This is a genomic window from Streptomyces sp. SAT1 (assembly GCF_001654495.1).
GTDB lineage: Bacteria > Actinomycetota > Actinomycetes > Streptomycetales > Streptomycetaceae > Streptomyces > Streptomyces andamanensis.
This window is the reverse complement of record NZ_CP015849.1, coordinates 3,139,830-3,163,734: the sequence shown is the minus strand read 5'-3', so window position 1 is coordinate 3,163,734 and position 23,905 is coordinate 3,139,830. Positions and strand designations below refer to the sequence as shown.

Sequence of the window (23,905 nt, the reverse complement as noted above, 5' to 3'; positions counted from 1 at the left end):
GATACGCACAGCGACGGAGAGACGTCGGTATTCGGCCATTCCGGTCAGTCTGTTCCCGTCGCGTACGGCTGTCCGATGCCCCAGCCCTGGTGCATCGCGTCCGCGAACGCCCGCGCGATGACGTGTTCGCCGCCGGTGTTGGGATGCGTGCCGTCGTAGGTGTCGCGGTCGATGTCGTGGCCCTCCGGCCAGGTGGCGAGCAGCAGCGGGGAGCGCAATTCGTCGAGGTCGGCGGCGGCCTTGGCGAGGAGTTCGTTGAACAGGGCGACCTGGGCGGCGAAGGGCGCGTCGTCGCGGGCGCGGATGTTCGGGGCGACCGGGAGCAGCACCGCCCGGACGCGCGGGTTGGCGGCGCGCGCCCCGGCGACGAAGGCGCGCACGTTCTCCGCCGTCTGCCCGGCGTCGGTGTAGAAGCCCAGGTCGATCAGGCCGAGGGAGACGAGCAGCACGTCCGCCCGGCAGGCGCGCACCGCCTCGCCGATCACCGGCGCCATGTGCGTCCAGCCCTCGCCCCACCCGGCCAGGTGGGCGCGCGGGAAAGCGGGGTCGGGGTCGGCGTACGCGTACGACACGGGTGCGTCGGCCGCCTTGTCGTACAGCGCCTCGCGCGGGCCGACCAGGGTGAACGGGCCGTCGTACGTGGCGCGCAGATGCCGCCACAGCCGGTAGCGCCAGGTGTGCTCCCCCGCGCTCCCGATCGTCATGGAGTCACCGACGGGCATGAACCTGAGCATCCGCTCATGATGGACGATCGGCGCGGCGCGCGGCGGCCCGGGGTGTTCCTGGGGTGCTCCGAGGGGGCTCCGGGGCTGCTCCACGGGTGTCCCGGGGGCGTCCGGACGGCCGGCCCGCCTGAACACCCGCGGGTGATGGCAGGCTTGGGGCATGCGCCGACCGTCCGCCCTGCTTGCCGGGGCCCTGCTCTTGGGCGCGTTCGCCGTGCCCGCCGCCGCCTCGCCCGTCCTCGCCGCCGACGGGGACGGCGGGTTCACCATCACGGACCCGAGGATCAAGGAGTCCAGCGGCCTCGCCGCCTCGCATCTGCACCCCGGGATCTACTGGACCCACAACGACAGCGACGACGGTCCGTACCTCTACGCCGTGGACAGCCGCACCGGGAAGACCGTCGCCAAGGTCACCCTCGCGGGCATCGGCCGCCCCCGCGACGTCGAGGCGATCTCCATAGGCCCCGGCAACGAGATCTACGTCGGCGACATCGGCGACAACCTCGACGGCACCTGGCCCCATGTGTGGATCTACCGGCTGCCCGAGCCGAAGGAGCTGAAGGACCAGACGGTCCGGGCCACGCAGTACGTCGTGAAGTACTCCGACGGCGCCCGCAACGCCGAGTCGCTGATCGTGCACCCGAAGACGGGACGCGTTTACATCATCGACAAGAAGGAGGACGGCGGCCACCTCTTCGAGGGCCCGGCCCACCTGTCCGCCTCCGGGACCAACGTCTTCAAGCCGATCGCGCCCGTCGACCTGTGGGCCACCGACGCCGCGTTCTCCCCCGACGGCACCCGGCTCGCCGTGCGCGGCTACTTCGGCGGCATCTACTACGACTGGAACGGCGGGAAGATCAAACGCCTCGGCTCCCTCGACATGCCCCTGCAACGGCAGGGCGAGTCGGTCACCTACAGCGCCGACGGCACCAAGCTCCTCTACGGAAGTGAGGGTGCCGAGAGCCCCGTGAAGGCGGAGGACGCGCCCGGGGGAGGGGCGGACGGCTCCGGGTCGGCCAAGGACGGGAAGTCCGGCGCCTCGGACGCGGCGGGCAGCGGTACCACGGGCAAGCTCACCAAGGGTGCCGTCGCGGTGCTCGCCGTCGCCCTCGCGGTGTTCGGGCTGGGGCGGCTGTTCCGGCGCCGGTCGTGACATCCCGCTTTACCGGAGCGGGTTGACATGATCAGATCTCCCTGCCGTGTTCGGGCGGCCCTTGGGGAGGGGCCGCGAGGAGGGGAGAGCAGCACCGTCATGTCCACCGCTGTGGGGGGACCGATCCGGCCGTGCCCGGAATGCGGGGCGCAGATCCCGGTCGACGAACGGTTCACCGTCTGGTGCGCCTCCTGCGACTGGAACGTCGACCCGGGGGAGCACCAGGAGAAGCAGGAGAAGGCGAAAGAGGCGGAGCGGCGGGGGAGACGGACGCGGCCTACAGGACCGGGTCGGCTGGAGGAGGCCCGGCGCGCGCTCGCCCGGCGCCACGGCGAGCGGCTGCACGCCGAGGTGACCCGGGACGGCGCCGACCTGCGTGCCCGGCGGGACGGCGCCTCGGTCCTCGCGTACGTGATCGCCCTCGCCGTGCACGGCGTGACCGCGGCGCTGCTGTTCGGCGGGGTCGCGTGCCTGGTGTGGGGCTGGGGGAGCGGCCTGATGCTGCTGGGGGCCGTGCTGCTGGCGATGGCCGTGGCGCTGCGCCCGCGCCTGTCCCCGCCCCTCGGCGACGGCACCGTACTGCGCCGCGCCGACGCGCCGGAGCTGTACGCGCTCGTCGACGAGGTCGCCGAAGCCGTCGGCACCCGCGGTGTGGACACGATCAGCGTCGGCAAGGAGATCAACGCCGGTGTCATGTCCCGCGGCCTGCGCGGACGCCGTGCCCTGGACCTGGGCCTGCCGCTGTGGGAGGTGCTCACCCCGCAGCAGCGGGTCGCGCTCCTGGGCCATGAGCTGGGCCACTACGGCAACGGCGACACCCGGCACGGCAGGGTGGTGGGCAGCGCGCTGCGCTCACTGGCCACCTGGCGCTACTACTTCCTCCCGACCGCGCGGCCGTCCCTCGTCGAGATGATCGTCAACGCCGTCTACGCGGTGCCCCTGCTGCTCGTGCAGGGCACGCTGACCCTGCTCGACCACCTCACCCTGCGGGCGACGCAGCGCGCCGAGTACCTGGCCGACCGGGAGGCCGCCCGCACCGCCTCCACCGAGGCCGCCGTGGGTCTGATGGACCGGATGCTGGTGCTGGACTCCATCGACGTGTTCCTGCGCCGCGAGTCCAACAGCGCGGCGCTGGCCGGGACGCGTTCGGCCCGCGGGAACGCGGCGGGCGCGCGGGACGGGGACGGCCTCTGGACGCGGCTGGCCGCGCACATGGCGTCCGTACCCGAGCACGAGTACGAGCGTCAGCGGCGCGTGGGCGCCCGGCGCGGTCACAGCGTCGACTCCACCCACCCGCCGACCCACCTCAGGCGGGCCTGCCTCCTGGCCGGCCCGCCCGCCGCGGCCGCCGTGGTCCTCGGCGAGGCCCGGCAGCAGCGTATCGACGCCGAACTCGCCACGGCACGCGCCCGGGTGGCCCGCGGTATCGTCCGGGACGGCGTCGCCTGAGCACCGGCCGGGCGGCGCGACGCCGCGCCGCACGCGAGCGGAGGAGACCGCGGACATGAGGACACGCACCCTGAGGTTCGGCCTCTACGCCGACGAGCAGGGCCTGGCCTGGGTCACCGGCCTCGTCCAGGAGGCCGCGCGGGCCCGCGGGGCCCGGCTCCTGGGCCAGGAGGTGCGCCGCGAACTGCCGGGCAGCGGGACCGGCCTGACGACCGCCGAGATGTACGACTTCCTCGCGGAACAGTGGTTCTACGAGCACCCGGGCCGCCCGGCCGGCACCCGCGAACCCGTCGAACTCCACGTCCGCCTGGCCTGCTCCCTGCGCACCTGGCGGTCGATCCGCAAACAGGTCCTCACCTCCCTGTGCCCGGAGGGCGATGCTCCGCATGCCTGCCGGGTTCCGTGGTTCGCGGCGTGAGCGGACACGGCAGGCGGGGGCGCAGCCGGTTCGGCGAGCAGGTCACCACGGCGAGGGAGAGGTACGAGGGCCGCTCCAGATAGAACCCGAGGGCCACGTCACCGCCCGCCCTCAGCCGCTCGGCCGCGGCGCTGACGAGGGCGGCCAGGCGGCCCGGTTCGCGAGCCGCCCCGGCCGCGAACCGGGCCGCGTACGCGCCCAGTTGCCCACCGAGCCAGTCCACCGCCCCTTCCGGCTCCTGCCACGTCCCCCGCACCGCCGTACGCGGCTTGACCAGCCAGTACGCCGTCTCCAGCGGCGGCAGCTCCGAGGCCGGGAACGCGGCGGCGACCTCCCGGTACCGCTGGACCAGCTCCGGCCGGCTGCCGGGCGGCGGCGGCTCCGGGTGCGGCGGGCGCCGCAGCGCGTCCTGGTCGAAACGCTCCTTCGGACCGGACCACAGATAGCCGTGGTGGTGCACCGGGCTCAGAGAGGCAGCCCGAACCGGGTCGGATCGATCCCGGCCGCGCTCAGCTCCTCCGAGGTGAACCGCAGCGGCTCGGCGTCCGGCCGCTTGCTGTCCCCGAGGGCCCAGGCGTCCGTACCGATGCGGGCGAGGGTCACACACCCCTCGGTGCAGGGGCCTCCGCAGGCTTTGACGAAGGAGGCATCGGTGAGGTCGAGGGCGTAGAGGTCGTCGTCTGCGTTGAGCATGGGTTCTGTCCTTCCCGTGTCGCCATGTGGCGGCCTGACTTCACTGTGTGACGAAGCTAGGCGGGAAGGGCTCGACTCGGGCGCGAATATTCTCCATTATTCTCATGCGGTGACTCTGGATGCATGGACATTCACGCAGAGGCACGGCCATGCTGAGCGCGCCAACATCGTCGAGGCTTGAGGAGTGGGGCCGGATGGCGCGCAGGTTACGGTTCAACGGGACGGGGAGCAACGGTGGCGGGTGCCCCTCCGTGCACGAAGACTTGGACAGCGGCGAGGTGATCGTGCACGGGCCTCCGCTCGCCGACCCGGGGGACATCGCACAGCTTCAGCACCTTTCCGAGGGGGAGGTCGCCGTGGTGGTGCCGCGCGACCTGCTGGTGGACTGGACGCCGAAGGAGCGGACGCGGCAGGTGCGGACCATCGATCTGGACGAGTTCGGCGAACTGTTCGGCAAGTTCGAGCACACCGCGTGGCGCTTGGAGACACGGCGGCGGTACGCGAGCGACGAGGCCGGAGACGCCTGGAAGCAGTTCATGGAGGTCGGGCACGTCTCGGAGGACTGGACCGAGGACACGCCGGTCAATGCCTTCCGCAGGACGATCCAAGCCCAGAGCGCGGAGGGTAAGCGCATCGAACGGGTACGGGTGGTGGACGAGTCGCCCACCACCGGCCAGCGCTACCTGCTGGGGCACGCTCGGTGGAACATCGAGTCCGGCGAGGACATCCGGAACATGTGGCGAGCTGACGCCGATCGACTCCGGCTGCCCGCCGAGGACTTCTGGCTGTTCGACAGCCGACTCATCGCACTTCTGTGCTTCGATGACGACGACCAGCTCACGCACGTGGATCTGATCACGGAGCCCGCGGAGGTGGTGCGCTGCTGCATGATCCGGGATGCTGCTTGGCACCACGCCGTACCGTGGAAGCAGTTCATGGCGGAGATGCGCAGCGACACGTAGGGGCAAGAGCGGGCACCGGTGAGCACGGACTATCAGAGGGCGCGCGAGGAACTGGGCCGGAGGCTGCGGGAGTTACGCGTCGAGCACCCTGATGGCCGGCTCACCGGTACGGAGCTGGCCCGACGGCTGGGGTGGCCCCAGTCGAAGGTCAGCAAGCTGGAGAGCGGTCGGCAGACGCCCACGGTCGGCGACCTCCAGGCTTGGGCCGAGGCGGTGGGCCGGCCGGCCGTCTTCGATGAGCTGCGAGCTCGGCTGAAGGGCTTCGAGAGTCACATCCGGTCCTGGCGGCGGCTGCTCGCGGCAGGCCATGCTCCGGTGCAGGAGACGTGGAACACCCTCGTCGGCGAGTCGCGAACGCTCCATGTGTGGGACGACCACGTCGTCAACGGCCTCCTTCAGACCGCTGATTACGCCAGAAGCCTCTTCACATCGCATGCAGGGCTCCGCCGTTCTCCGCAGGACACGGAGAACGCGGTACGAGCCCGAATGAAGCGGCAGGAGTGGCTGTACCAGCCGGGCAAGCGGTTGAACCTGCTGATGTGGGAAGCCGCGCTTCGGTCCCGTGTCTGTGCGCCGGAGGTCCTGGCCGCTCAACTGGACCGGCTTCTCGGCGTCGTGGGTATGGACACCGTCCACCTGGGGGTTGTGCCCCTGGACGCGCCCTTGCGCGTTCCGGCCGGGAACGGGTTCTGGATTCTGGACGACCGGCTGGTCACGGTCGAGGACTGGCACGCCGAACTCTGGCTCGACGATGCGGAAACGATCGCTCTCTACCGGCGAGCCTGGGATGCGCTCGCGGAGTCGGCTGTCTTCGGGGCCGAAGCCCAGCAGGTGATCGCCCGCATTCGCCGGAGCATCAGCCCCTGACGCCGGCCCGCCGGGCATCCACGAGCGTGAACCGGGCCCACACGCTCTTCGTGTACGGGTCCTGTCGGCACCCCCACGCGTCGGCCAGCGCCGCCACGAGGGCCAGCCCGCGCCCGCCCTCCTCGTCCGGGGCGGCGTCGTGGAGCCTGGGCAGTCTGTCCCGGTCGGGATCGGAGACCTCCAGCAGCAGGTCCGGCCCGTTCAGGGTGAGGGTGACCCTGACCTGGGCGTAGGTGACCCGGCAGTGGAGCACGGCGTTGGTGACGAGCTCGCTCGTCAACAAGGCGACGGAATCGGCGGGTTCACCGGTGATGCCCCAGTCCGCGAGCGCCTTGGCGGTGCGTTGGCGTGCGGCGGGGACGTGCCTTCGGTGCTTGGGGATGCGGAAGGTTTCCGTGGAGGGCATGTCCGGAAGCTACGGCGGGATTCAGAACCGAGGCAATCGAAACGACGAAATACATGCAGCGGTGTCACTCGATCGTGTTATGCCTGCGTGGAGTTGAGGTCCGATGTGCCATGGTGGCGGGGAGAGAGGGGAGGCCCCATGCCCGCAGGTGGACGGCCGACGGTACGCAGCAGGCGGTTGGGTACCGCACTCAGGCAGTACCGACTGGCCGCCAGACTCGACCAGCCGCAGGCAGCGGAGATCATCGCGTCGAGCCAGGCCCGGATCAGCCGTATGGAGAGCGGACACGCCACTCCACGAGTCATCGAGGTGCGGCTTCTGCTGGACGCGTACGGCGTCCTGGATCCGGAAGTGCGGGGCAAGCTGGAGGACTTGGCGAAGCACTCCAAGAACCGGGGCTGGTGGCTGGAGCACGCGGAACACCTGCGGCCGGACTACGTCGATCACATCGCGTTGGAGGACGATGCGACGTACATCCGTCAGTGGCAGCCGGTGCTGGTGCCCGGCCTGTTGCAGACGCCGGCCTACGCGGAAGAGGTCATCTCGGCGGGGCCTGACTACGTTGATCCAGAGATCCTGGATCAGTTGGTGAAAGTGCGCGAGGCGCGTCAAGCCAAGATCGGAGAGGGCGGCGCTTCGTACACCGCCATCTTCTGGGAAGCGGCGGTTGCGCACCCCGTTGTGAGCATCGGGACTCACCAGGAGCAACTGTCCGCGATTCTCGCGGTCGCGAAGAGGAAGAACGTCACCGTGCAGGTGCTGCCGTTCAGCGCGGGAGTCCTGGTGGCCGCGGTTCCTGCCTTCTCCTCCTTCAGTTTCGACTCGGAACCGGCCGTGGAAGCAGTGACGATCGAGAACCTCCGTGGCACATCCGTCCTCGAAGCGCCCGAGGACTTGGCGGCTTACGGCAACGCGTACGACCTACTACGATCGGCGGCATTGGCACCGGACGCGAGCGCGAGGCTCATCCGGGACGTACTGAGGAACCTGAAAGAAGAGTGACGTGGCCGAGGTCGTAGGCACCTTTCGAAAGTCGTCGTACTCCGGTCAGCAGGGCGACTGCGTAGAGGTGGCCCCCACCGCCGACCACGGCCGTGCCGTCCGCGACAGCAAGCAGCAGCACGGCCCCCTCCTCATCGTCTCCCGCGACGGCTGGCAGGCGTTCCTCCAGCAGTTCGCGTAGGCGACACGCACGCACGCGCGCGTATGCACGGCGAAGGGCGCCCCCGGAGACGTACTCCGGGGGCGCCCTCCGTCACACGGGTCACCGTCGTGAACGGACGGTCACAGCTTCTCGATCACGTAGTCGACGCACTTCGTCAGCGCCTCGACGTCCGCCGGGTCGATCGCCGGGAACATCGCGATGCGGAGCTGGTTGCGGCCGAGCTTGCGGTAGGGCTCGGTGTCGACGACGCCGTTGGCGCGCAGAACCTTGGCGACGGCGGCGGCGTCGATCTCGTCGGCGAAGTCGATCGTGCCGATGACCTGGGACCGCTTGGCCGGGTCGGCGACGAACGGGGTGGCGTACTTGGACTCCTCCGCCCAGGTGTACAGACGGGTCGAGGAGTCCTTGGTGCGGGCGGTGGTGAAGTCCAGGCCGCCCTGGCCGTTCATCCACTCAAGCTGCTCGTTGAGCAGGAAGAGCGTGGCCAGCGCCGGGGTGTTGTACGTCTGGTTCTTGCGGGAGTTGTCGATCGCCGTGGGCAGCGAGAAGAACTCCGGGATGTGGCGGCCGGAGGCGTGGACGCGCTCGGCGCGCTCGATCGCGGCGGGGGAGAACACGCCGATCCACAGGCCGCCGTCGGAGGCGAAGGACTTCTGCGGGGCGAAGTAGTAGACGTCGGTCTCGGAGACGTCGACCGGCAGACCGCCCGCGCCGGAGGTGGCGTCGACCAGCACGAGCGCGCCGTCGTCGGCACCGGCCACGCGCCGGATGGGCATGGCGACACCGGTCGAGGTCTCGTTGTGGGTGAGGGCGTAGACGTCGGTGCCGGCCTCGGCCCGCGCCTCGGGGTGGGTGCCCGGGTCGGCGGAGACGACGGTGGGCTCGGCCAGCCACGGCGCGAGCTTGGCTGCCTTGGCGAACTTCGAGCTGAACTCGCCGAAGGTGAGGTGCTGCGACTTGTTCTCGATCAGACCGTGGGTCGCGATGTCCCAGAAGGCGGTCGAGCCGCCGTTGCCGAGGACCACCTCGTAGCCCTCGGGGAGCTGGAACAGTGCGCTGATGCCCTCGCGCACCTTGCCGACCAGGTTCTTGACGGGAGCCTGACGGTGGGAGGTGCCCATGAGGGACGTACCGGTGGCGGCGAGGGCGTCCAGCGCCTCGGTGCGCACCTTGGAGGGGCCCGCGCCGAAGCGTCCGTCGGCGGGCTTGATGTCAGCGGGGATCTCGATGTCGGCCACGGATCGGAGGGTAGTCGCTGGGCGAAACGGGACGTAACCGTGTCCGTCCGATGAGACGAGACGGGCTAATGGTGTGCTCGTCATTTCGTACGACGAGAATGGGGGCGCTGTGGACAACTTCGGGTGACGATCCGTGGCCGGATGCATTCTGGACCCATGACGGATCAGACGGATCGCTCGGCCCGATCGGCGCCTCAGGCCGGCTCGGCTCTTGAGGCGGACCTGCGGCGCGCCGTCCGGGGCGAGGTCGGTTTCGACGTCACCTCCCGGGCGCTGGTCACCATGGACGCTTCCAACTACCGCCGGGTCCCGCTGGGCGTGGTGGCACCGCGGGACGCCGACGACGTGGCGGCGGCGCTCGCCGTGTGCCGGGAGCACGGCGTGCCGGTGGTCCCGCGCGGCGGCGGCACGTCGATCGCGGGCCAGGCGACCGGCACCGGGGTGGTGCTGGACTTCACCCCGCACATGAACCGGGTGCTGGAGCTCGACCCCGGGGCCCGGACCGCCGTCGTCCAGCCGGGACTGGTGCTCGACCGGCTCCAGGAGGCCGCCGCCCCGCACGGGCTCCGCTTCGGACCCGACCCGTCCACGCACAGCCGCTGCACGCTCGGCGGCATGATCGCCAACAACTCGTGCGGCTCCCACTCGGTGGCCTGGGGCACGACCGCCGACAGCGTGCGCGAGCTGTCCGTGCTCACCGCGCGCGGCGAGCGGCTGCGCCTCGGCAAGGAGTGGGCCGGGGCGCCGGAAGGGCTGCGCGCGCTGGCCGAGGGCGAGTTGGCCCGGCTGCGCACCGGCTTCCCCGACCTCCCCCGCCGCATCTCCGGGTACGCGCTGGACGCCCTGCTGCCCGAGCGCGGCGCCGACGTGGCGCGGTCCTTCTGCGGCTCGGAAGGCACCCTGGGCGTGCTGACCGAGGCGGTGGTGTCCCTGGTCCGCGCTCCGGCCGCACGGGCGCTTGCCGTGCTCGGGTACGCGGACGAGGGCGCCGCCGCCGAGGCGGCCCCCGCGCTGCTGCCCCACCGGCCGCTCACGGTGGAGGGCATGTCCCGCGACCTGGTGCCCGCCTCGGCGTCCGGGCTGCCCCGGGGCGGCGCCTGGCTGTTCGTGGAGACGGGCGGCGACACGGAGGCGGAGGCCCGCGCGCGTGCCGAGGCGGTCACCGGCGCGGCCGACGCAGTGGACACCCTGGTCGTCACCGACCCGCGCGCGCAGCGCGCCCTGTGGCGCATCCGCGAGGACGCGGCCGGTACGGCGACCCGGATGCCGGACGGCACCGAGGCATGGCCCGGCTGGGAGGACTGCGCGGTGCCGCCCGCCCGGCTGGGCCCCTATCTGCGGGACTTCCGCTCCCTGCTCAAGGCCCACGACCTGCGCGGCACTCCGTACGGGCACTTCGGCGACGGCTGCATCCACGTCCGCATCGACTTCGACCTGCTGAGCGAGGCGGGCGTCGGGCGGTTCCGGCTGTTCTCGGAGGAGCTGGCCGACCTGGTGGCCGCGCACGGCGGCTCGCTGTCCGGGGAGCACGGCGACGGCCAGGCCCGCGCCGAGCTGCTGCCGAAGATGTACGGCGCGCGGACGGTCGCCCTGTTCGAGCGCGCCAAGGCCGTCTGGGATCCCGACGACCTGCTCAACCCGGGCATGCTGGTCCGCCCCGCCCCGCTGGACGCCAACCTCCGCTTCGCCGTGCTGCCGCGCGAACCGGTGGACGTCGCCTTCGGGTATCCGGCCGACGGCGGCGACTTCGGCGCGGCGGTCCGCCGGTGCGTCGGCGTCGCCAAGTGCCGTACGACGGAGGCGTCCGGGGCCGCCGTGATGTGCCCGTCGTTCCGGGCGACCGGCGCCGAGGAGCACTCCACGCGCGGCCGGGCCCGGCTGCTGCACGAGATGCTCGCGGGCGAGCTGATCACCGACGGCTGGCGCTCCCCGGAGGTGCGGGACGCCCTCGACCTGTGCCTGGCCTGCAAGGGCTGCCGCTCGGACTGCCCGGTCGGCGTCGACATGGCCACGTACAAGGCGGAGTTCCTGCACCACCACTACGCCGGGCGCCGCCGCCCCGCCGCGCACTACTCCATGGGTCTGCTCCCGCGCTGGCTGCGCTGGGCGGCGGCCACCCGCACGGCACCGGTCCTCAACGCGCTCGCCGCGGTCCCCCCGCTGGCCGCCGTCGCCAAGCGCCTGGCCGGGATCGCGCCCGAGCGCGCCATCCCGCGCCTGGCGGCGCGGCCGTTCACCCGCTGGTGGCGCACCCGGCGGCGGCCGTTCCCGGCGGCCGGCGGCGACCTGGTCGTCCTGTGGCCCGACACCTTCACCGAGCATCTGTCGCCGTCCGTGGGCAGCGCCGCCGTACGGGTGCTGGAGGCGGCCGGACTCCGGGTGGCGCTGCCGCCGACGCTGCGGCTGTCCGGGGCGCGCATCGGCGACGGGAGATCGGCCGCCGTGAACCCGCTCTCCGTCCTGCGGGGCCGGGGCCGCGTCTGCTGCGGCCTCACCTACGTCTCGACGGGCCAGCTCGACCGCGCCCGTACGGTGCTGCGCCGCACCCTCGACCTGATGGAACCGGTCCTGGAGACCACCGCCCCGGTCGTCGTCCTGGAACCGAGCTGCGCCGCCGCGCTCCGCACCGATCTGCCCGCCCTGCTGCCAGAGGACCCGCGCGCCCAGCGCCTCGCCGACCGCGTGCTGACCTTCGCCCAGACCCTTGAGCGCCACGCCCCCGGCTGGCGGCCGCCCCGCCTGGACCGTCCCGTCGCCGGTCAGACCCACTGCCACCAGCACGCCGTCCTCGGCGACGAGGCGGAGCGCCGGCTGCGCACGGCGGCGGGCCTGACCGGCGACCTCTCCGGCGGCTGCTGCGGCCTGGCCGGCGACTTCGGTTTCGAGGAGGGGCACTGGGAAGTGTCCACGGCCTGCGCGGAGGAACAGCTCCTGCCCTCCGTGCGCAGCGCCCCGGACGGCACGGTGGTCCTGGCGGACGGCTTCTCCTGCCGTACGCAGCTGGAGCAGCTCGCCGGGGTGCGCGGCAGACACCTGGCGGAGGTGCTGGCCGCGGCACTGGACGACGATGCGGCCCCGGACTCAGACCCGAACCCGAACCCGAACCCGAACCCGAACCCGAACCTGGACCCGGACACGGACACGGACACGGACACGGACCCGAACCCGGGCGCGGGTGCCGCCACGGAATGACAGCCTCCGGGGTGGGGGCGTAAGTTCCATAAGAGGTTCACACGCCTGATCTGGTCCACTACCGTGGACGTACCAGTACACCGCGACGTACCAGTACAGCACGTTGAACGTCTGCCGGATCACCCCTCCGGCGGCGAGCCCCCGCGCGCACCACCCCCGCCCCGACCGTTCCCGCACCAGCCCCTGGACCGCCCGTGAGCACCCCCGACGCCGCACCCATGACCTCCGTCCCGTCGCCGTCCCCGTCGCCCCTGCCGTCGGCGTCGGCGCCGGGTGGCCCGCAGGACGCGCAGGGCGCACAGGGTGCCCCCGGCGGCTCGGGCCGCTTCGGGTCCTTCGGGCCCGTGGGGCTGGTGCTCGCCGGATGTGTGTCCGTGCAGTTCGGCGGCGCGCTCGCGGTGACGCTGATGCCGAGGGCGGGCGCGCTGGGTGTGGTGAGCCTGCGGCTGCTGGTCGCCGCGCTCGTGCTGCTGGTGGTCTGCCGGCCCCGGCTGCGCGGGCACTCGCGGGCCGACTGGGGCACGGTGGTCGCGTTCGGTGTGGCCATGGCCGCGATGAATGGTCTCTTCTACCAGGCCGTCGCCCGCATCCCTCTCGGCCCCGCCGTCACCCTTGAGGTCCTCGGCCCGCTCGCCCTGTCGGTCGTGGCCTCGCGCCGGGCGGTCAACGCGGTCTGGGCGGGCCTCGCCCTGGTCGGCGTCTTCCTCCTCGGCGGCGGTGGCTTCGGCGGACTCGACGGGGCCGGGGCCGCCTTCGCGGTGGGCGCGGGCGCGATGTGGGCGGCGTACATCGTCTTCAGCGCCCGCACCGGGCGGCGCTTCCCGCAGGCCGATGGGCTCGCCCTGGCGATGGCGGTGGGCGCGGTGCTGTTCCTGCCGCTGGGCATCGTGGAGTCCGGCACGAAGCTGGCCGACCCGACGACCTTCGGCCTGGGCGCCGCGGTGGCGGTGCTGTCCTCCGTGCTCCCGTACACCCTGGAACTGCTCGCCCTGCGCCGCCTGCCCGCCCCCACCTTCGCCATCCTCATGAGCCTGGAACCGGCCATCGCCGCCCTGGCCGGTTTCCTCGTCCTCAGCCAGTCCCTGGCCCCCCTCGAACTCGTCGCGATAGCCCTCGTCATCGCGGCGAGCATGGGCGCGGTACGCACCCAGATAGGCCGGGGCAAGCCCCCGGCCCCCCGACTGGACTCCTGACCCCGGTCTCGCCACCGAGCCCGAGCAGGCACGCGCCCACCTGGCGGTGGCGGGTGCCATCTATCGGGACGCCGCCAAGGCGGTGCGCGCCGAGTGACCTGGCGCGCCCGATCCCCTTCCCGCCCTTCCTTGACTCCAGAGCCTTGAACCCGCCCGGCCCTCTCGGTCTGGTCCGGGCGCATCCGCATCCGAACCGTGCCCGCGTCAACGCCGTAAAAAATCATGCAAGCGCGCTTGATTGTTTCCAGTGGCACTGCCATGCTCCCTGCCATGGCCGATCCGACACCCGTGTTCGACGATCTGCGGCAGGAAAGCGAAGAACTCGACCGGCTGGTCGCGCGGTTGGGTCCGGGGGAGTGGGGGCTGGCGACGCCCGCGCCCGGGTGGAGCGTGGCGCATCAGATCGCGCACCTCGCCTGGACGGACCGTTCCGCGCTGCTCGCCGTCACCGACGCGGACGGGTTCCGGGAGCTGGTGGAGAAGGCGCTCGCCGAGCCCGACGCGTTCGTGGACCGGGGCGCGGAGGAAGGTGCCGGGCTGCCGTCCGATGTGCTGCTGGCCCGGTGGCGGGAGGGCCGGGCCGGACTCGACACGGCGCTGCGGGCCGCGCCGCCCGGCGCGCGCTTCCCCTGGTACGGGCCGCCCATGTCGGCCGCGTCCGTGGCCACCGGGCGGCTGATGGAGACCTGGGCGCACGGACAGGACGTGGCGGACGCGCTGGGTGTGGTGCGCGCACCTAGTGACCGGCTGCGGCATGTGGTGCGCATCGGGGTGCGGGCGCGGGACTTCGCGTTCGGGGTGCGGGGGCTGCCCGTGCCGGGGGAGGAGTTCCGGGTGGAGGTGCGCGGGCCGTCCGGCGATCTGTGGACGTACGGACCCGAGGGGGCCGCGCAGCGCGTCACCGGCCCCGCGCTCGACTTCTGCCTGCTGGTCACCCAGCGCGCCCACCGCGCCGACCTCGCGGTACGCGCCGAGGGGCCGGACGCCGACCGCTGGCTGGACATCGCACAGGCGTTCGCCGGGCCGTCGGGTGCCGGGCGCGCGCCGAGGACGGACGGGGGGACGGCCGCGTGACGCTGCGCATCGGCAACGCCTCCGGCTTCTACGGCGACCGTTTCGACGCCATGCGCGAGATGCTCACCGGCGGTGAACTGGACGTCCTCACCGGCGACTACCTCGCCGAACTGACCATGCTGATCCTGGGCCGCGACCGTCTGAAGGACCCGGCCGCCGGATACGCCCGCACCTTCCTGCGGCAACTGGAGGAGTGCCTCGGCCTCGCGCACGAGCGGGGCGTGCGGATCGTGGCCAACGCGGGCGGACTGAATCCGGCCGGGCTCGCCGCACGGGTGCGGGAACTGGCCGACCGGCTCGGCCTGCCCGTCCGTGTCGCCCATGTCGAGGGCGACGACCTCACCGCCTCCCACCCGGGCGGCCTCGCCGCCCACGCCTACCTCGGCGGCTTCGGGATCGCCGCGTGCCTGAGCGCGGGCGCCGACGTCGTCGTCACCGGCCGGGTCACCGACGCCTCCCTGGTCACCGGCCCGGCCGCCGCCCACTTCGGCTGGCGGCCCGACGACTGGGACCGGCTCGCGGGCGCCACCGTCGCCGGGCACCTGCTGGAGTGCGGCGCGCAGGTCACCGGCGGCAACTACGCCTTCTTCACCGACCACGCCCTCGACCGCCTGCGCCACCCCGGCTTCCCGCTCGCCGAGCTCCACGACGACGGCAGCGCGGTCCTCACCAAGCACCCCGGCACCGGCGGGGTCGTGGACACCGGCACGGTGACCGCCCAGCTCCTCTACGAGACCGGCGGCGCCCGCTACGCCGGGCCCGACGTCACCGCGCGGCTGGACACCGTACGGCTGCGCCAGGACGGGCCGGACCGGGTGCGGGTGGACGGGGTGCGCGGGGAGGCACCGCCGCCCACCCTCAAGGTCGGCGTCAACCGGCTCGGCGGCTTCCGCAACGAGGTCACCTTCGTCCTCACCGGGCTCGACATCGCGCGCAAGGCCGAGCTGGTGCGGCGGCAGCTCGACGACGCGCTGCGCGCCGCCGAGCGCGCCCCCGCCGAGGTCCGTTGGGACCTCGTGCGCACCGACCGGCCCGACGCCGACACCGAGGAGACGGCCAGCGCGCTGCTCCGGCTCGTCGTGCGCGACCGGGACCCGGAGGCGGTGGGCCGGGCCTTCAGCGGCGCCGCCGTGGAACTGGCACTGGCCGGCTACCCCGGCTTCCACGTCCTCGCCCCGCCCGGCAAGGGCGCCCCCTACGGCGTCTTCGAGGCCGCCCATGTGCCCCAGGACTCCGTCCCGCACACGGCCGTCCTGCACGACGGCCGGCGTGTCACCGTGCCGCCCGCGCCCCGGGCGCGCGCCCTGGAGGACGTCCCCGCGCCGGATCTGCCGCCGCCGCTGCCGGACGGCCCGGTGCGGCGGGCGCCGCTCGGTCTGGTCGCCGGGGCCCGCAGCGGCGACAAGGGCGGCAGCGCCAACGTCGGGGTGTGGGCGCGGACCGACGACGCCTGGCGGTGGCTGGCGCACGAGCTGACCGCCGACCGGTTCCGGGAGCTGATCCCGGAGGCCCGCACGCTGCCCGTGACCCGGCACGCGCTGCCCGCGCTGCGCGCCCTGAACTTCGTCGTCGAGGGGATCCTCGGCGAGGGCGTCGCCGCCCAGCACCGCTTCGATCCGCAGGCCAAGGCCCTCGGGGAGTGGCTGCGCGCCCGCCACCTGGACATTCCGGAGGCTCTGCTGTGACGGTCCTGCCCACCGCCCTGGACACCGGCTGCGCCGAACACCGGGCGAACCGCGAGGCCATGCTCGCCCGGCTCGCCGCACTGGAGGCCGAGCACGCCAAGGCGCTCGCGGGCGGCGGCCCCAAGTACGTCGAACGCCACCGCGGCCGCGGCAAGCTGCTCGCCCGCGAGCGCGTCGAGCTGCTGCTCGACCCCGACACGCCGTTCCTGGAGCTGTCGCCGCTGGCCGGCTGGGGCAGCGAGTACGCCGTCGGCGCCTCGCTGGTCACCGGGATCGGTGTCGTCGAGGGCGTCGAGTGCCTGATCACCGCCAACGACCCGACCGTGCGCGGCGGCGCCAGCAATCCGTGGAGCCTGAAGAAGGCCCTGCGCGCCAACGACATCGCGCTCGCCAACCGGCTGCCCTGTATCAGCCTGGTCGAGTCCGGCGGCGCCGACCTGCCCTCCCAGAAGGAGATCTTCATCCCCGGGGGCGCCATCTTCCGTGACCTCACGAGGCTTTCGGCGGCCGGCATCCCGACCGTCGCCGTCGTCTTCGGCAACTCGACGGCCGGCGGCGCCTACATCCCCGGCATGTCCGACCACACGATCATGGTCAAGGAGCGCGCCAAGGTGTTCCTCGGCGGGCCGCCGCTGGTGAAGATGGCCACCGGTGAGGAGAGCGACGACGAGTCGCTGGGCGGCGCCGAGATGCACGCGCGCGTGTCCGGCCTGGCCGACCACTTCGCCGTCGACGAACGCGACGCGCTGCGCCAGGCGCGCCGGGTCGTCGCCCGTCTCCACCACCGCAAGGCCCATCCCGATCCCCCCTTCGCACCGCCACCCAAATACGACAACGAGGACCTTCTCGGGATCGTTCCGGGCGATCTGAAGGTCCCCTTCGACCCGCGCGAGGTCATCGCCCGGATCGTCGACGCCTCCGACTTCGACGAGTTCAAACCGCTGTACGGGACCAGCCTGGCCACCGGCTGGGCGAGCCTGCACGGCTACCCGGTGGGTATCCTGGCCAACGCGCGGGGGGTGCTGTTCAGCGAGGAGTCGCAGAAGGCCGCGCAGTTCATCCAGCTCGCCAACCAGCGCGACATCCCGCTGCTGTTCCTGCACAACACCACCGGCTACATGGTGGGCCGCGAGTATGAGCAGGGCGGCATCATCAAGCACGGCGCCATGATGATCAACGCGGTCTCCAACTCCCGCGTCCCGCACCTGTCGGTGCTCCTGGGCGCCTCCTACGGCGCCGGGCACTACGGCATGTGCGGACGGGCCTACGACCCGCGCTTCCTGTTCGCCTGGCCCAGCGCCAAGTCGGCCGTGATGGGCCCGCAGCAGCTCGCGGGCGTCCTGTCGATCGTCGCCCGGCAGTCGGCGGCGGCCAAGGGGCAGCCCTACGACGACGACGCGGACGCGGCGCTGCGCGCCATGGTCGAACAACAGATCGAGTCCGAGTCGCTCCCGATGTTCCTGTCCGGGCGGCTCTACGACGACGGCGTCATCGACCCGCGCGACACCCGCACCGTGCTCGGCCTGTGCCTGTCCGCCGTCCACACCGCCCCCTACGAGGGCGCCCGCGGCGGCTTCGGCGTCTTCCGGATGTGAGGGACCGTCCTGTGATTTCCCACCTGCTCGTCGCCAACCGGGGCGAGATCGCCTGCCGGATCTTCCGCACCTGCCGCGAACTGGGCATCCGCACCCTGGCCGTGCACTCCGACGCGGACGCGGACGCCCTGCACGCGCGCGTGGCCGACGCCGCCGTACGCCTGCCGGGGGACACCCCCGCCGAGACGTATCTGCGCGGCGACCTGATCGTGAAGGCGGCCCTCGCGGCCGGCGCGGACGCCGTGCACCCCGGCTACGGCTTCCTCTCCGAGAACGCCGGATTCGCCCGCGCCGTCCTGGACGTGGGCCTGGTCTGGATCGGCCCGCCGCCCGAGGCGATCGAGGCGATGGCGTCCAAGACCCGCGCCAAGCAGCTCATGGGCATCGCGCCCCTGGACGAGGTCACCGAGGCCGACCTGCCCGTCCTGGTGAAGGCCGCGGCGGGCGGCGGCGGACGCGGCATGCGGATCGTACGGCGCCTGGCGGACCTGGACACCGAACTGGCCGCAGCGCGCGCGGAGGCCGCGCACGCCTTCGGCGACGGCGAGGTGTTCACCGAGCCGTACCTGGAGGACGGCCGCCACGTCGAGGTGCAGGTGCTCGCCGACACCCACGGCACCGTGTGGGCGCTGGGCACCCGCGACTGCTCCCTCCAGCGCCGCCACCAGAAGGTCGTCGAGGAGGCACCCGCCCCCGGCCTGTCCGCCGCCCTCGAACAGGAACTGCGCGAACTGGCGGTACGGGCCGCGCGCGCCGTCGACTACACCGGCGCCGGCACCGTCGAGTTCCTGGTGGCCGGCGGCCGGGCGCACTTCCTGGAGATGAACACCCGCCTCCAGGTGGAACACCCCGTCACCGAGGCCGTGTTCGGCGTCGACCTGGTCGCCGAGCAGCTCCGCGTCGCCGAGGGCCACGCCCTGCCCGCCGAACCGCCACGCGCGCGTGGACACGCGATCGAGGCCCGCCTGTACGCCGAGGACCCCGCCCGCGACTGGGCCCCGCAGACCGGCACCCTGCACCGCCTCGCCGTACCGGACGGCGTCCGCCTGGACACCGGCTACACCGACGGCGACACCATCGGCGTGCACTACGACCCGATGCTCGCCAAGGTCGTCGCCCACGCCCCCACGCGCGCGGAGGCCGTCCGCCGCCTCGCCGGCGCCCTGGAACGCGCCGAGGTGCACGGCCCGGTCACCAACCGCGACCTGCTCGTCCGCTCCCTGCGGCACGAGGAGTTCACCGCCGGCCGCATGGACACCGGCTTCTACGGCCGCCACCTGGCCGGGCTGACCGCGCCCGAGCGCGACCCGTACGCCCCGCTGGCCGCCGCCCTCGCCGACGCCCACGGCCGCTCCCGCTTCGGCGGCTGGCGCAACGTGCCCTCGCAGCCGCAGGTCAAGCGCTACCTGATGGCGGGCGAGGAACACGAGGTCCGCTACCGGCACACCCGCGCGGGGCTGGCCGCCGACTCCGGAGAGGTGCGCGTGGTCCAGGTGGACGCGCGCCGGGTCGTCCTGGAGGCGGACGGCGTACGGCGCCCATACACCGTCACCCGCTACGGCGACCGGATCCATGTGAACGGCACCGCTCTCACCGCCCTGCCCCGTTTCCCCGACCCGGCCGCCCAGCGCGTCCCCGGGTCCCTGCTCGCCCCCATGCCCGGCACCGTCGTCCGCCTCGCCGACGGCCTCGCCGAGGGAGCCGCCGTACGGGCCGGAGAGCCTCTGCTGTGGCTGGAGGCGATGAAGATGGAACACAAGATCTCCGCGCCCGTCACCGGCACCCTCACGGCCCTGCACGCCACCCCCGGGCAGCAGGTCGAGCCCGGCGCGCTGCTGGCGGTGGTGCGCGAGGACCAGGGGCACGAAGAACCGCGTGAGCAACCACAGCCCACTCGCACCCGGGAGACCGCATGAGCCCCGTCATCGAAACCGAAGAGCACAAGGCCCTGCGAGCCGCCGTGTCGGCGCTCGGCAAGCGCTACGGCCGCGACTACATCGCCCGCACCGTCGCCGAGGGCCGCCACCCCGCCGAACTGTGGGCCGAGGCCGGAAAGCTCGGCTACCTCGGCGTCAACCTGCCCGAGGAGTACGGCGGCGGAGGCGGCGGCGTCGCCGAACTCTCCCTCGTCCTGGAGGAACTGGGCGCCGCCGGAGCCCCGTTGCTGATGCTGGTCGTCTCACCGGCCATCTGCGGCACCGTCATCGCCCGCTTCGGCACCGAGGAGCAGAAACGCGCCTGGCTGCCCGGGATCGCCGACGGCACCCGCACCATGGCCTTCGGCATCACCGAACCCGACGCCGGTTCCAACTCCCACCGCATCACCACCACCGCCCGCCGCGACGGCGACGACTGGCTGCTCACCGGCCGCAAGGTGTTCATCTCCGGCGTGGACATCGCCGACGCCGTGCTCATCGTCGGCCGCACCGAGGACGCCCGCACCGGCCGCCTCAAGCCCTGCCTGTTCATCGTCCCGCCGGACGCCGAGGGCTTCCTGCGCCGCCCCATCGACATGGAACTGAACGCGGCCGAGAAGCAGTTCGAACTGACCCTGGACGAGGTGCGGCTGCCCGCCGACGCGCTCGTCGGCGACGAGGACGCGGGCCTGCTCCAGCTGTTCGCCGGGCTCAACCCCGAGCGCATCATGACCGCCGCCTTCGCGATCGGCATGGGCCGCTACGCGCTGGAACGGGCCCTGGAGTACGCCCGCGAGCGCTCCGTGTGGAAGACCCCGATCGGCGCCCACCAGGCCATCGCCCACCCGCTCGCCCAGGCCCACATCGACCTCGAACTGGCCCGCCTGATGATGCAGAAGGCCGCCCACCTGTACGACGCGGGCGACGACATCGGCGCCGGGGAGGCCGCGAACATGGCCAAGTACGCGGCCGGGGAAGCCTGTGTGAAGGCGGTCGACCAGGCCGTGCACACCCTCGGCGGCAACGGCCTCACCCGCGAGTTCGGCCTCGCCTCCCTGATCACCGCCTCCCGCGTCGCCCGTATCGCCCCGGTCAGCCGGGAAATGATCCTCAACTACGTGTCCCACCAGACCCTGGGCCTGCCCAAGTCGTACTGACCCGCCGCCGGCGGGGCGAGGAGGAACCGTGTTCCGCAGCGAGTACGCAGACGTTCCGGCCGTGGAACTGCCCATCCACGACGCCGTCCTGGGCAACGCCGCCGACTTCGGCGACACGCCCGCACTGATCGACGGCACGGACGGCACCACCCTCACCTACGCACAGGTCGACCGGTTCCACCGCCGCCTCGCCGCGGCGCTCGCGGAGACCGGCGTACACAAGGGCGACGTCCTCGCCCTGCACAGCCCCAACACGATCGCCTTCCCGCTCGCCTTCTACGCCGCCACGCGCGCGGGTGCCTCGGTCACCACCGTGCACCCGCTCGCCACGCCCGAGGAGTTCGCCAAGCAGCTGCGGGACTCCGCGGCCCGCTGGATCGTCACCGTCTCACCGCTGCTCGGCACCGCCCGCGAGGCCGCCCGCCTCGCGGGCGGCGTACGGGAGATCCTGGTCTGCGACAGCGCGGAGGGGCACCGCTCGCTGACCGCCATGCTGGCCTCCACCGCGCCCGAACCGGACGTCGTGATCGACCCGGTGGAGGACGTCGCCGTCCTGCCGTACTCCTCGGGCACCACCGGCACCCCCAAGGGCGTGATGCTCACCCACCGGCAGATCGGCACCAACCTCGCCCAGCTCGAACCGGCGGTCACCATCGGCCCCGGCGACCGCATCCTCGCCGTCCTGCCCTTTTTTCATATCTACGGGCTCACCGCCCTGATGAACGCCCCGCTGCGCAAGGGCGCCACCGTCGTCGTCCTGCCCCGCTTCGAGCTGGACACCTTCCTCGCCGCCGTCCAGAACCACCGCATCGGCATCCTGTACGCCGCCCCGCCGATCATCCTCGCCCTCGCCAAGCACCCGGCCGTCGACGGATACGACCTGTCGTCGCTGAAGTACGTCCTCAGCGCGGCCGCACCCCTGGACGCCCAGCTCGCCGCCGCCTGCTCACGGCGCCTGGGCCTGCCCCCGGTCGGCCAGGCGTACGGCATGACCGAACTGTCCCCGGGCACCCATGTCGTCCCGCCCACCGCCCTGCACGAGGCGCCCCCCGGCACCGTCGGCAAGCTCATCGCCGGCACCGAGATGCGCATCGTCGCCCTCGACGACCCGGCACGCGACCTCGGCCCCGGCGAGGCCGGCGAGATCCTGGTGCGCGGTCCCCAGGTCATGAAGGGCTACCTGGGGCGGCCCGAGGAGACCGCCGCCCTGATCGACGCCGACGGCTGGCTGCACACCGGCGACGTCGGCCGGGTCGACGCCGACGGCTGGCTCTTCGTCGTCGACCGGGTCAAGGAACTCATCAAGTACAAGGGCTACCAGGTGGCACCCGCCGAACTGGAGGCCCTGCTCCTCACCCACCCGGACATCGCCGACGCCGCCGTGGTCGGCACCCGTGACGACGACGGCAACGAGATCCCGCACGCCCACGTGGTGCGCGGCCCCGCCGCCGGACTCTCCGAGGAAGCGGTCATGCGGTACGTCGCCGAGCGCGTCGCCCCCTACAAGCGCGTGCGCCGCGTCACCTTCACCGACACCGTGCCGCGCGCCGCCTCCGGCAAGATCCTGCGACGACAGCTCAGGGACCGCACATGACCACCGACACCACCGCGCTCGTCACCCGCACCCGCACCCGCGGCGTGCAGACCCTCACCCTCGACGCACCCGCCACCCGCAACGCCCTGTCCGCCGCGCTCGTCGCCGAACTCGACGCGGCCCTCGCCGACTGCGCCGCCGACCCCGGCGTCCGCGCCGTCGTCCTCACCCACACCGGCAACACCTTCAGCGCGGGCGCCGACCTGCGCGACCCGCCCGCCCCCGACGCCCTGACCGGACTGCTGCGCCGGATCGTGGAACTGCCCCGCCCGGTCCTCGCCCGGGTCACCGGACACGTCCGCGCCGGCGGCCTCGGCCTGCTCACGGCCTGCGACATCGCCGCCGGCGCGCACACCTCGACCTTCGCGTTCACCGAGGTGCGCATCGGCGTCGCGCCCGCCGTGATCTCGCTGCCGCTGCTGCCGCGCGCCGACCCGCGCGCCCTGGCCCGCTACTACCTCACCGGGGAGCGCTTCGACGCGGCCGAGGCGGCGCGCGTCGGCCTGCTCACCGCCGCGGGCGACGACGTCGACGCCGTACTCGACCCCATGCTCGACGGGCTGCGCCGCTCGGCCCCCGAGGCCCTGGCCGCGACGAAACGGCTGCTCACGGCTAAGGTGCTGGAGACCTTCGACCGGGAGGCGGACGGCCTGACCGCGCTCTCGGCCCGGCTGTTCGCCTCCGCCCAGGCCAGGGAGGGGATGACGGCCTTCCTCGAACGACGGGATGCCGCATGGGTGCTGTGACCCCCGCCGACCGCCGCCCCAAGCAGGACCGCAGCCGGGCCACCCGGCAGCGGCTCCTCCAGGCGGCGGTCGCCTGCCTCGCCGAACACGGCTGGGCCGGATCCACGGTGTCCGTCGTCGCCGAGCGCGCCGGGGTCTCCCGGGGCGCCGCACAGCACCACTTCCCCACCCGCGAGGACCTGTTCACCGCCGCCGTCGAGTACGTCGCCGAGGAGCGCTCCACCGCCCTGCGCGCCCTGTTCCCGCAGGGCGCCCAGGGCCCGCGCGGCGACCGGCGGACCGTCGCGGGCGCCCTGGTCGACCTGTTCACCGGACCGCTCTTCCGCGCCGCCCTGCACCTGTGGGTGGCCGCCTCCAACGAGGACCAGCTCGGCGCCCGCGTCACCGAACTGGAGGCCCGCGTCGGCCGCGAGACCCACCGCATCGCCGTGGAACTCCTCGGCGCCGACGAGAGCCGCCCCGGCGCCCGCGAGAGCGTGCAGGGCTTCCTCGACATGGCGCGCGGCCTGGGCCTGGCCAACCTCCTCACCGACGACGCGGCCCGCCGCGACCGCGTCGTCGCCCAGTGGGCGGCCATGCTCGACGAGGCGCTGGGCTGACCGGACGCCCGGAGGCCCGGAGGCCCGGAGGCCCGGAGGCCCGGAGGCCCGGAGGCCCGGACGCCCGGACTTCCGGAC

The 23,905-nt window shown here is 73.0% G+C and carries 22 protein-coding genes; 17 read left to right on the top strand and 5 right to left on the bottom strand.

The window, feature by feature from the left end:
* Positions 1-44 precede the first annotated feature (44 nt).
* Positions 45-734 carry a GDSL-type esterase/lipase family protein gene (locus A8713_RS13655; protein ID WP_064533755.1) on the bottom strand — a complete coding sequence of 230 codons (690 nt, stop codon included), beginning with the start codon at positions 732-734 and terminating at the stop codon, positions 45-47.
* A gap of 151 nt (positions 735-885) precedes the next feature.
* Between A8713_RS13655 and A8713_RS13650 the strand changes: the two genes are divergently transcribed.
* The 3 genes from A8713_RS13650 (at position 886) to A8713_RS13640 (ending at position 3,745) form a co-directional block, all read left to right on the top strand.
* Positions 886-1,878: a hypothetical protein gene (locus A8713_RS13650; RefSeq protein ID WP_064533754.1), complete on the top strand. Its 993-nt coding sequence runs from the start codon at positions 886-888 to the stop codon at positions 1,876-1,878.
* A 99-nt stretch (positions 1,879-1,977) separates the two neighbouring features.
* On the top strand, positions 1,978-3,327 hold the full coding sequence (locus A8713_RS13645) for a M48 family metallopeptidase (protein WP_064533753.1): 1,350 nt from the start codon (positions 1,978-1,980) through the stop codon (positions 3,325-3,327).
* Positions 3,328-3,382: 55 nt separating this feature from the next.
* On the top strand, positions 3,383-3,745 hold the full coding sequence (locus A8713_RS13640; RefSeq protein WP_064533752.1) for a hypothetical protein: 363 nt from the start codon (positions 3,383-3,385) through the stop codon (positions 3,743-3,745).
* On the opposite strand, the gene A8713_RS13635 is transcribed toward A8713_RS13640, so the two are convergent.
* Positions 3,681-4,205 carry a hypothetical protein gene (locus A8713_RS13635; RefSeq protein ID WP_064533751.1) on the bottom strand — a complete coding sequence of 175 codons (525 nt, stop codon included), beginning with the start codon at positions 4,203-4,205 and terminating at the stop codon, positions 3,681-3,683. The two genes, A8713_RS13640 and A8713_RS13635, sit on opposite strands and share 65 nt — an antisense overlap.
* A 5-nt stretch (positions 4,206-4,210) precedes the next feature.
* Positions 4,211-4,438 (bottom strand): DUF397 domain-containing protein, encoded by a 228-nt coding sequence (locus A8713_RS13630; protein ID WP_064533750.1) that lies wholly within the window; start codon positions 4,436-4,438, stop codon positions 4,211-4,213.
* Between the two features lie 194 nt (positions 4,439-4,632).
* Here A8713_RS13630 and A8713_RS13625 point away from each other — a divergent pair, with 194 nt between their 5' ends.
* Both A8713_RS13625 and A8713_RS13620 read left to right on the top strand, forming a co-directional pair.
* Positions 4,633-5,400: a DUF6879 family protein gene (locus A8713_RS13625; RefSeq protein WP_064533749.1), complete on the top strand. Its 768-nt coding sequence runs from the start codon at positions 4,633-4,635 to the stop codon at positions 5,398-5,400.
* Positions 5,401-5,418: 18 nt separating this feature from the next.
* Entirely contained in the window at positions 5,419-6,267 is an 849-nt protein-coding gene (locus A8713_RS13620; protein WP_064533748.1) for a helix-turn-helix domain-containing protein, read from the top strand.
* Here A8713_RS13620 and A8713_RS13615 read toward each other — a convergent pair.
* Entirely contained in the window at positions 6,257-6,673 is a 417-nt protein-coding gene (locus A8713_RS13615; RefSeq protein ID WP_064533747.1) for an ATP-binding protein, read from the bottom strand. The genes A8713_RS13620 and A8713_RS13615 overlap by 11 nt on opposite strands.
* A gap of 138 nt (positions 6,674-6,811) precedes the next feature.
* Between A8713_RS13615 and A8713_RS13610 the strand changes: the two genes are divergently transcribed.
* Positions 6,812-7,675 carry a helix-turn-helix domain-containing protein gene (locus A8713_RS13610; RefSeq protein WP_064533746.1) on the top strand — a complete coding sequence of 288 codons (864 nt, stop codon included), beginning with the start codon at positions 6,812-6,814 and terminating at the stop codon, positions 7,673-7,675.
* A 1-nt stretch (position 7,676) separates the two neighbouring features.
* Entirely contained in the window at positions 7,677-7,856 is a 180-nt protein-coding gene (locus tag A8713_RS13605; protein WP_064533745.1) for a DUF397 domain-containing protein, read from the top strand.
* A gap of 101 nt (positions 7,857-7,957) precedes the next feature.
* On the opposite strand, the gene serC is transcribed toward A8713_RS13605, so the two are convergent.
* A complete protein-coding gene (serC, locus tag A8713_RS13600) occupies positions 7,958-9,076 on the bottom strand; it encodes a phosphoserine transaminase (RefSeq protein WP_064533744.1) in 1,119 nt (372 codons plus the stop codon).
* Positions 9,077-9,232: 156 nt separating this feature from the next.
* Between serC and A8713_RS13595 the strand changes: the two genes are divergently transcribed.
* The 10 genes from A8713_RS13595 to A8713_RS13550 all read left to right on the top strand — a co-directional run bounded on the left by A8713_RS13595 (position 9,233) and on the right by A8713_RS13550 (position 23,827).
* Complete coding sequence (locus A8713_RS13595; RefSeq protein ID WP_237305365.1) at positions 9,233-12,268, top strand: FAD-binding and (Fe-S)-binding domain-containing protein; 3,036 nt, start codon at positions 9,233-9,235, stop codon at positions 12,266-12,268.
* A 194-nt stretch (positions 12,269-12,462) separates the two neighbouring features.
* The gene (locus tag A8713_RS13590; RefSeq protein WP_237305364.1) at positions 12,463-13,461 is read left to right on the top strand and encodes an EamA family transporter; all 999 of its coding nucleotides are present in this window, start codon (positions 12,463-12,465) and stop codon (positions 13,459-13,461) included.
* A gap of 270 nt (positions 13,462-13,731) precedes the next feature.
* Positions 13,732-14,535, top strand: a complete 804-nt coding sequence (locus tag A8713_RS13585) for a TIGR03084 family metal-binding protein (protein ID WP_064533743.1) — start codon at positions 13,732-13,734, stop codon at positions 14,533-14,535.
* Positions 14,532-16,220 carry an acyclic terpene utilization AtuA family protein gene (locus A8713_RS13580; protein WP_064533742.1) on the top strand — a complete coding sequence of 563 codons (1,689 nt, stop codon included), beginning with the start codon at positions 14,532-14,534 and terminating at the stop codon, positions 16,218-16,220. The genes A8713_RS13585 and A8713_RS13580 overlap by 4 nt, the downstream gene beginning before the upstream one ends.
* Positions 16,217-17,815: an acyl-CoA carboxylase subunit beta gene (locus A8713_RS13575; RefSeq protein ID WP_064533741.1), complete on the top strand. Its 1,599-nt coding sequence runs from the start codon at positions 16,217-16,219 to the stop codon at positions 17,813-17,815. The genes A8713_RS13580 and A8713_RS13575 overlap by 4 nt, the downstream gene beginning before the upstream one ends.
* A gap of 11 nt (positions 17,816-17,826) precedes the next feature.
* Positions 17,827-19,731, top strand: coding sequence for an acetyl/propionyl/methylcrotonyl-CoA carboxylase subunit alpha (locus tag A8713_RS13570; RefSeq protein WP_064533740.1), 1,905 nt, complete (start codon positions 17,827-17,829; stop codon positions 19,729-19,731).
* Entirely contained in the window at positions 19,728-20,888 is a 1,161-nt protein-coding gene (locus A8713_RS13565) for an acyl-CoA dehydrogenase family protein (protein ID WP_064533739.1), read from the top strand. The genes A8713_RS13570 and A8713_RS13565 overlap by 4 nt, the downstream gene beginning before the upstream one ends.
* A gap of 28 nt (positions 20,889-20,916) precedes the next feature.
* A complete protein-coding gene (locus A8713_RS13560; RefSeq protein WP_064533738.1) occupies positions 20,917-22,482 on the top strand; it encodes a 4-coumarate--CoA ligase family protein in 1,566 nt (521 codons plus the stop codon).
* On the top strand, positions 22,479-23,228 hold the full coding sequence (locus A8713_RS13555; protein WP_064533737.1) for an enoyl-CoA hydratase family protein: 750 nt from the start codon (positions 22,479-22,481) through the stop codon (positions 23,226-23,228). The genes A8713_RS13560 and A8713_RS13555 overlap by 4 nt, the downstream gene beginning before the upstream one ends.
* On the top strand, positions 23,216-23,827 hold the full coding sequence (locus A8713_RS13550) for a TetR/AcrR family transcriptional regulator (RefSeq protein ID WP_064533736.1): 612 nt from the start codon (positions 23,216-23,218) through the stop codon (positions 23,825-23,827). Before A8713_RS13555 ends, A8713_RS13550 begins: the two co-directional genes overlap by 13 nt.
* The last annotated feature ends 78 nt before the right edge of the window (positions 23,828-23,905 follow it).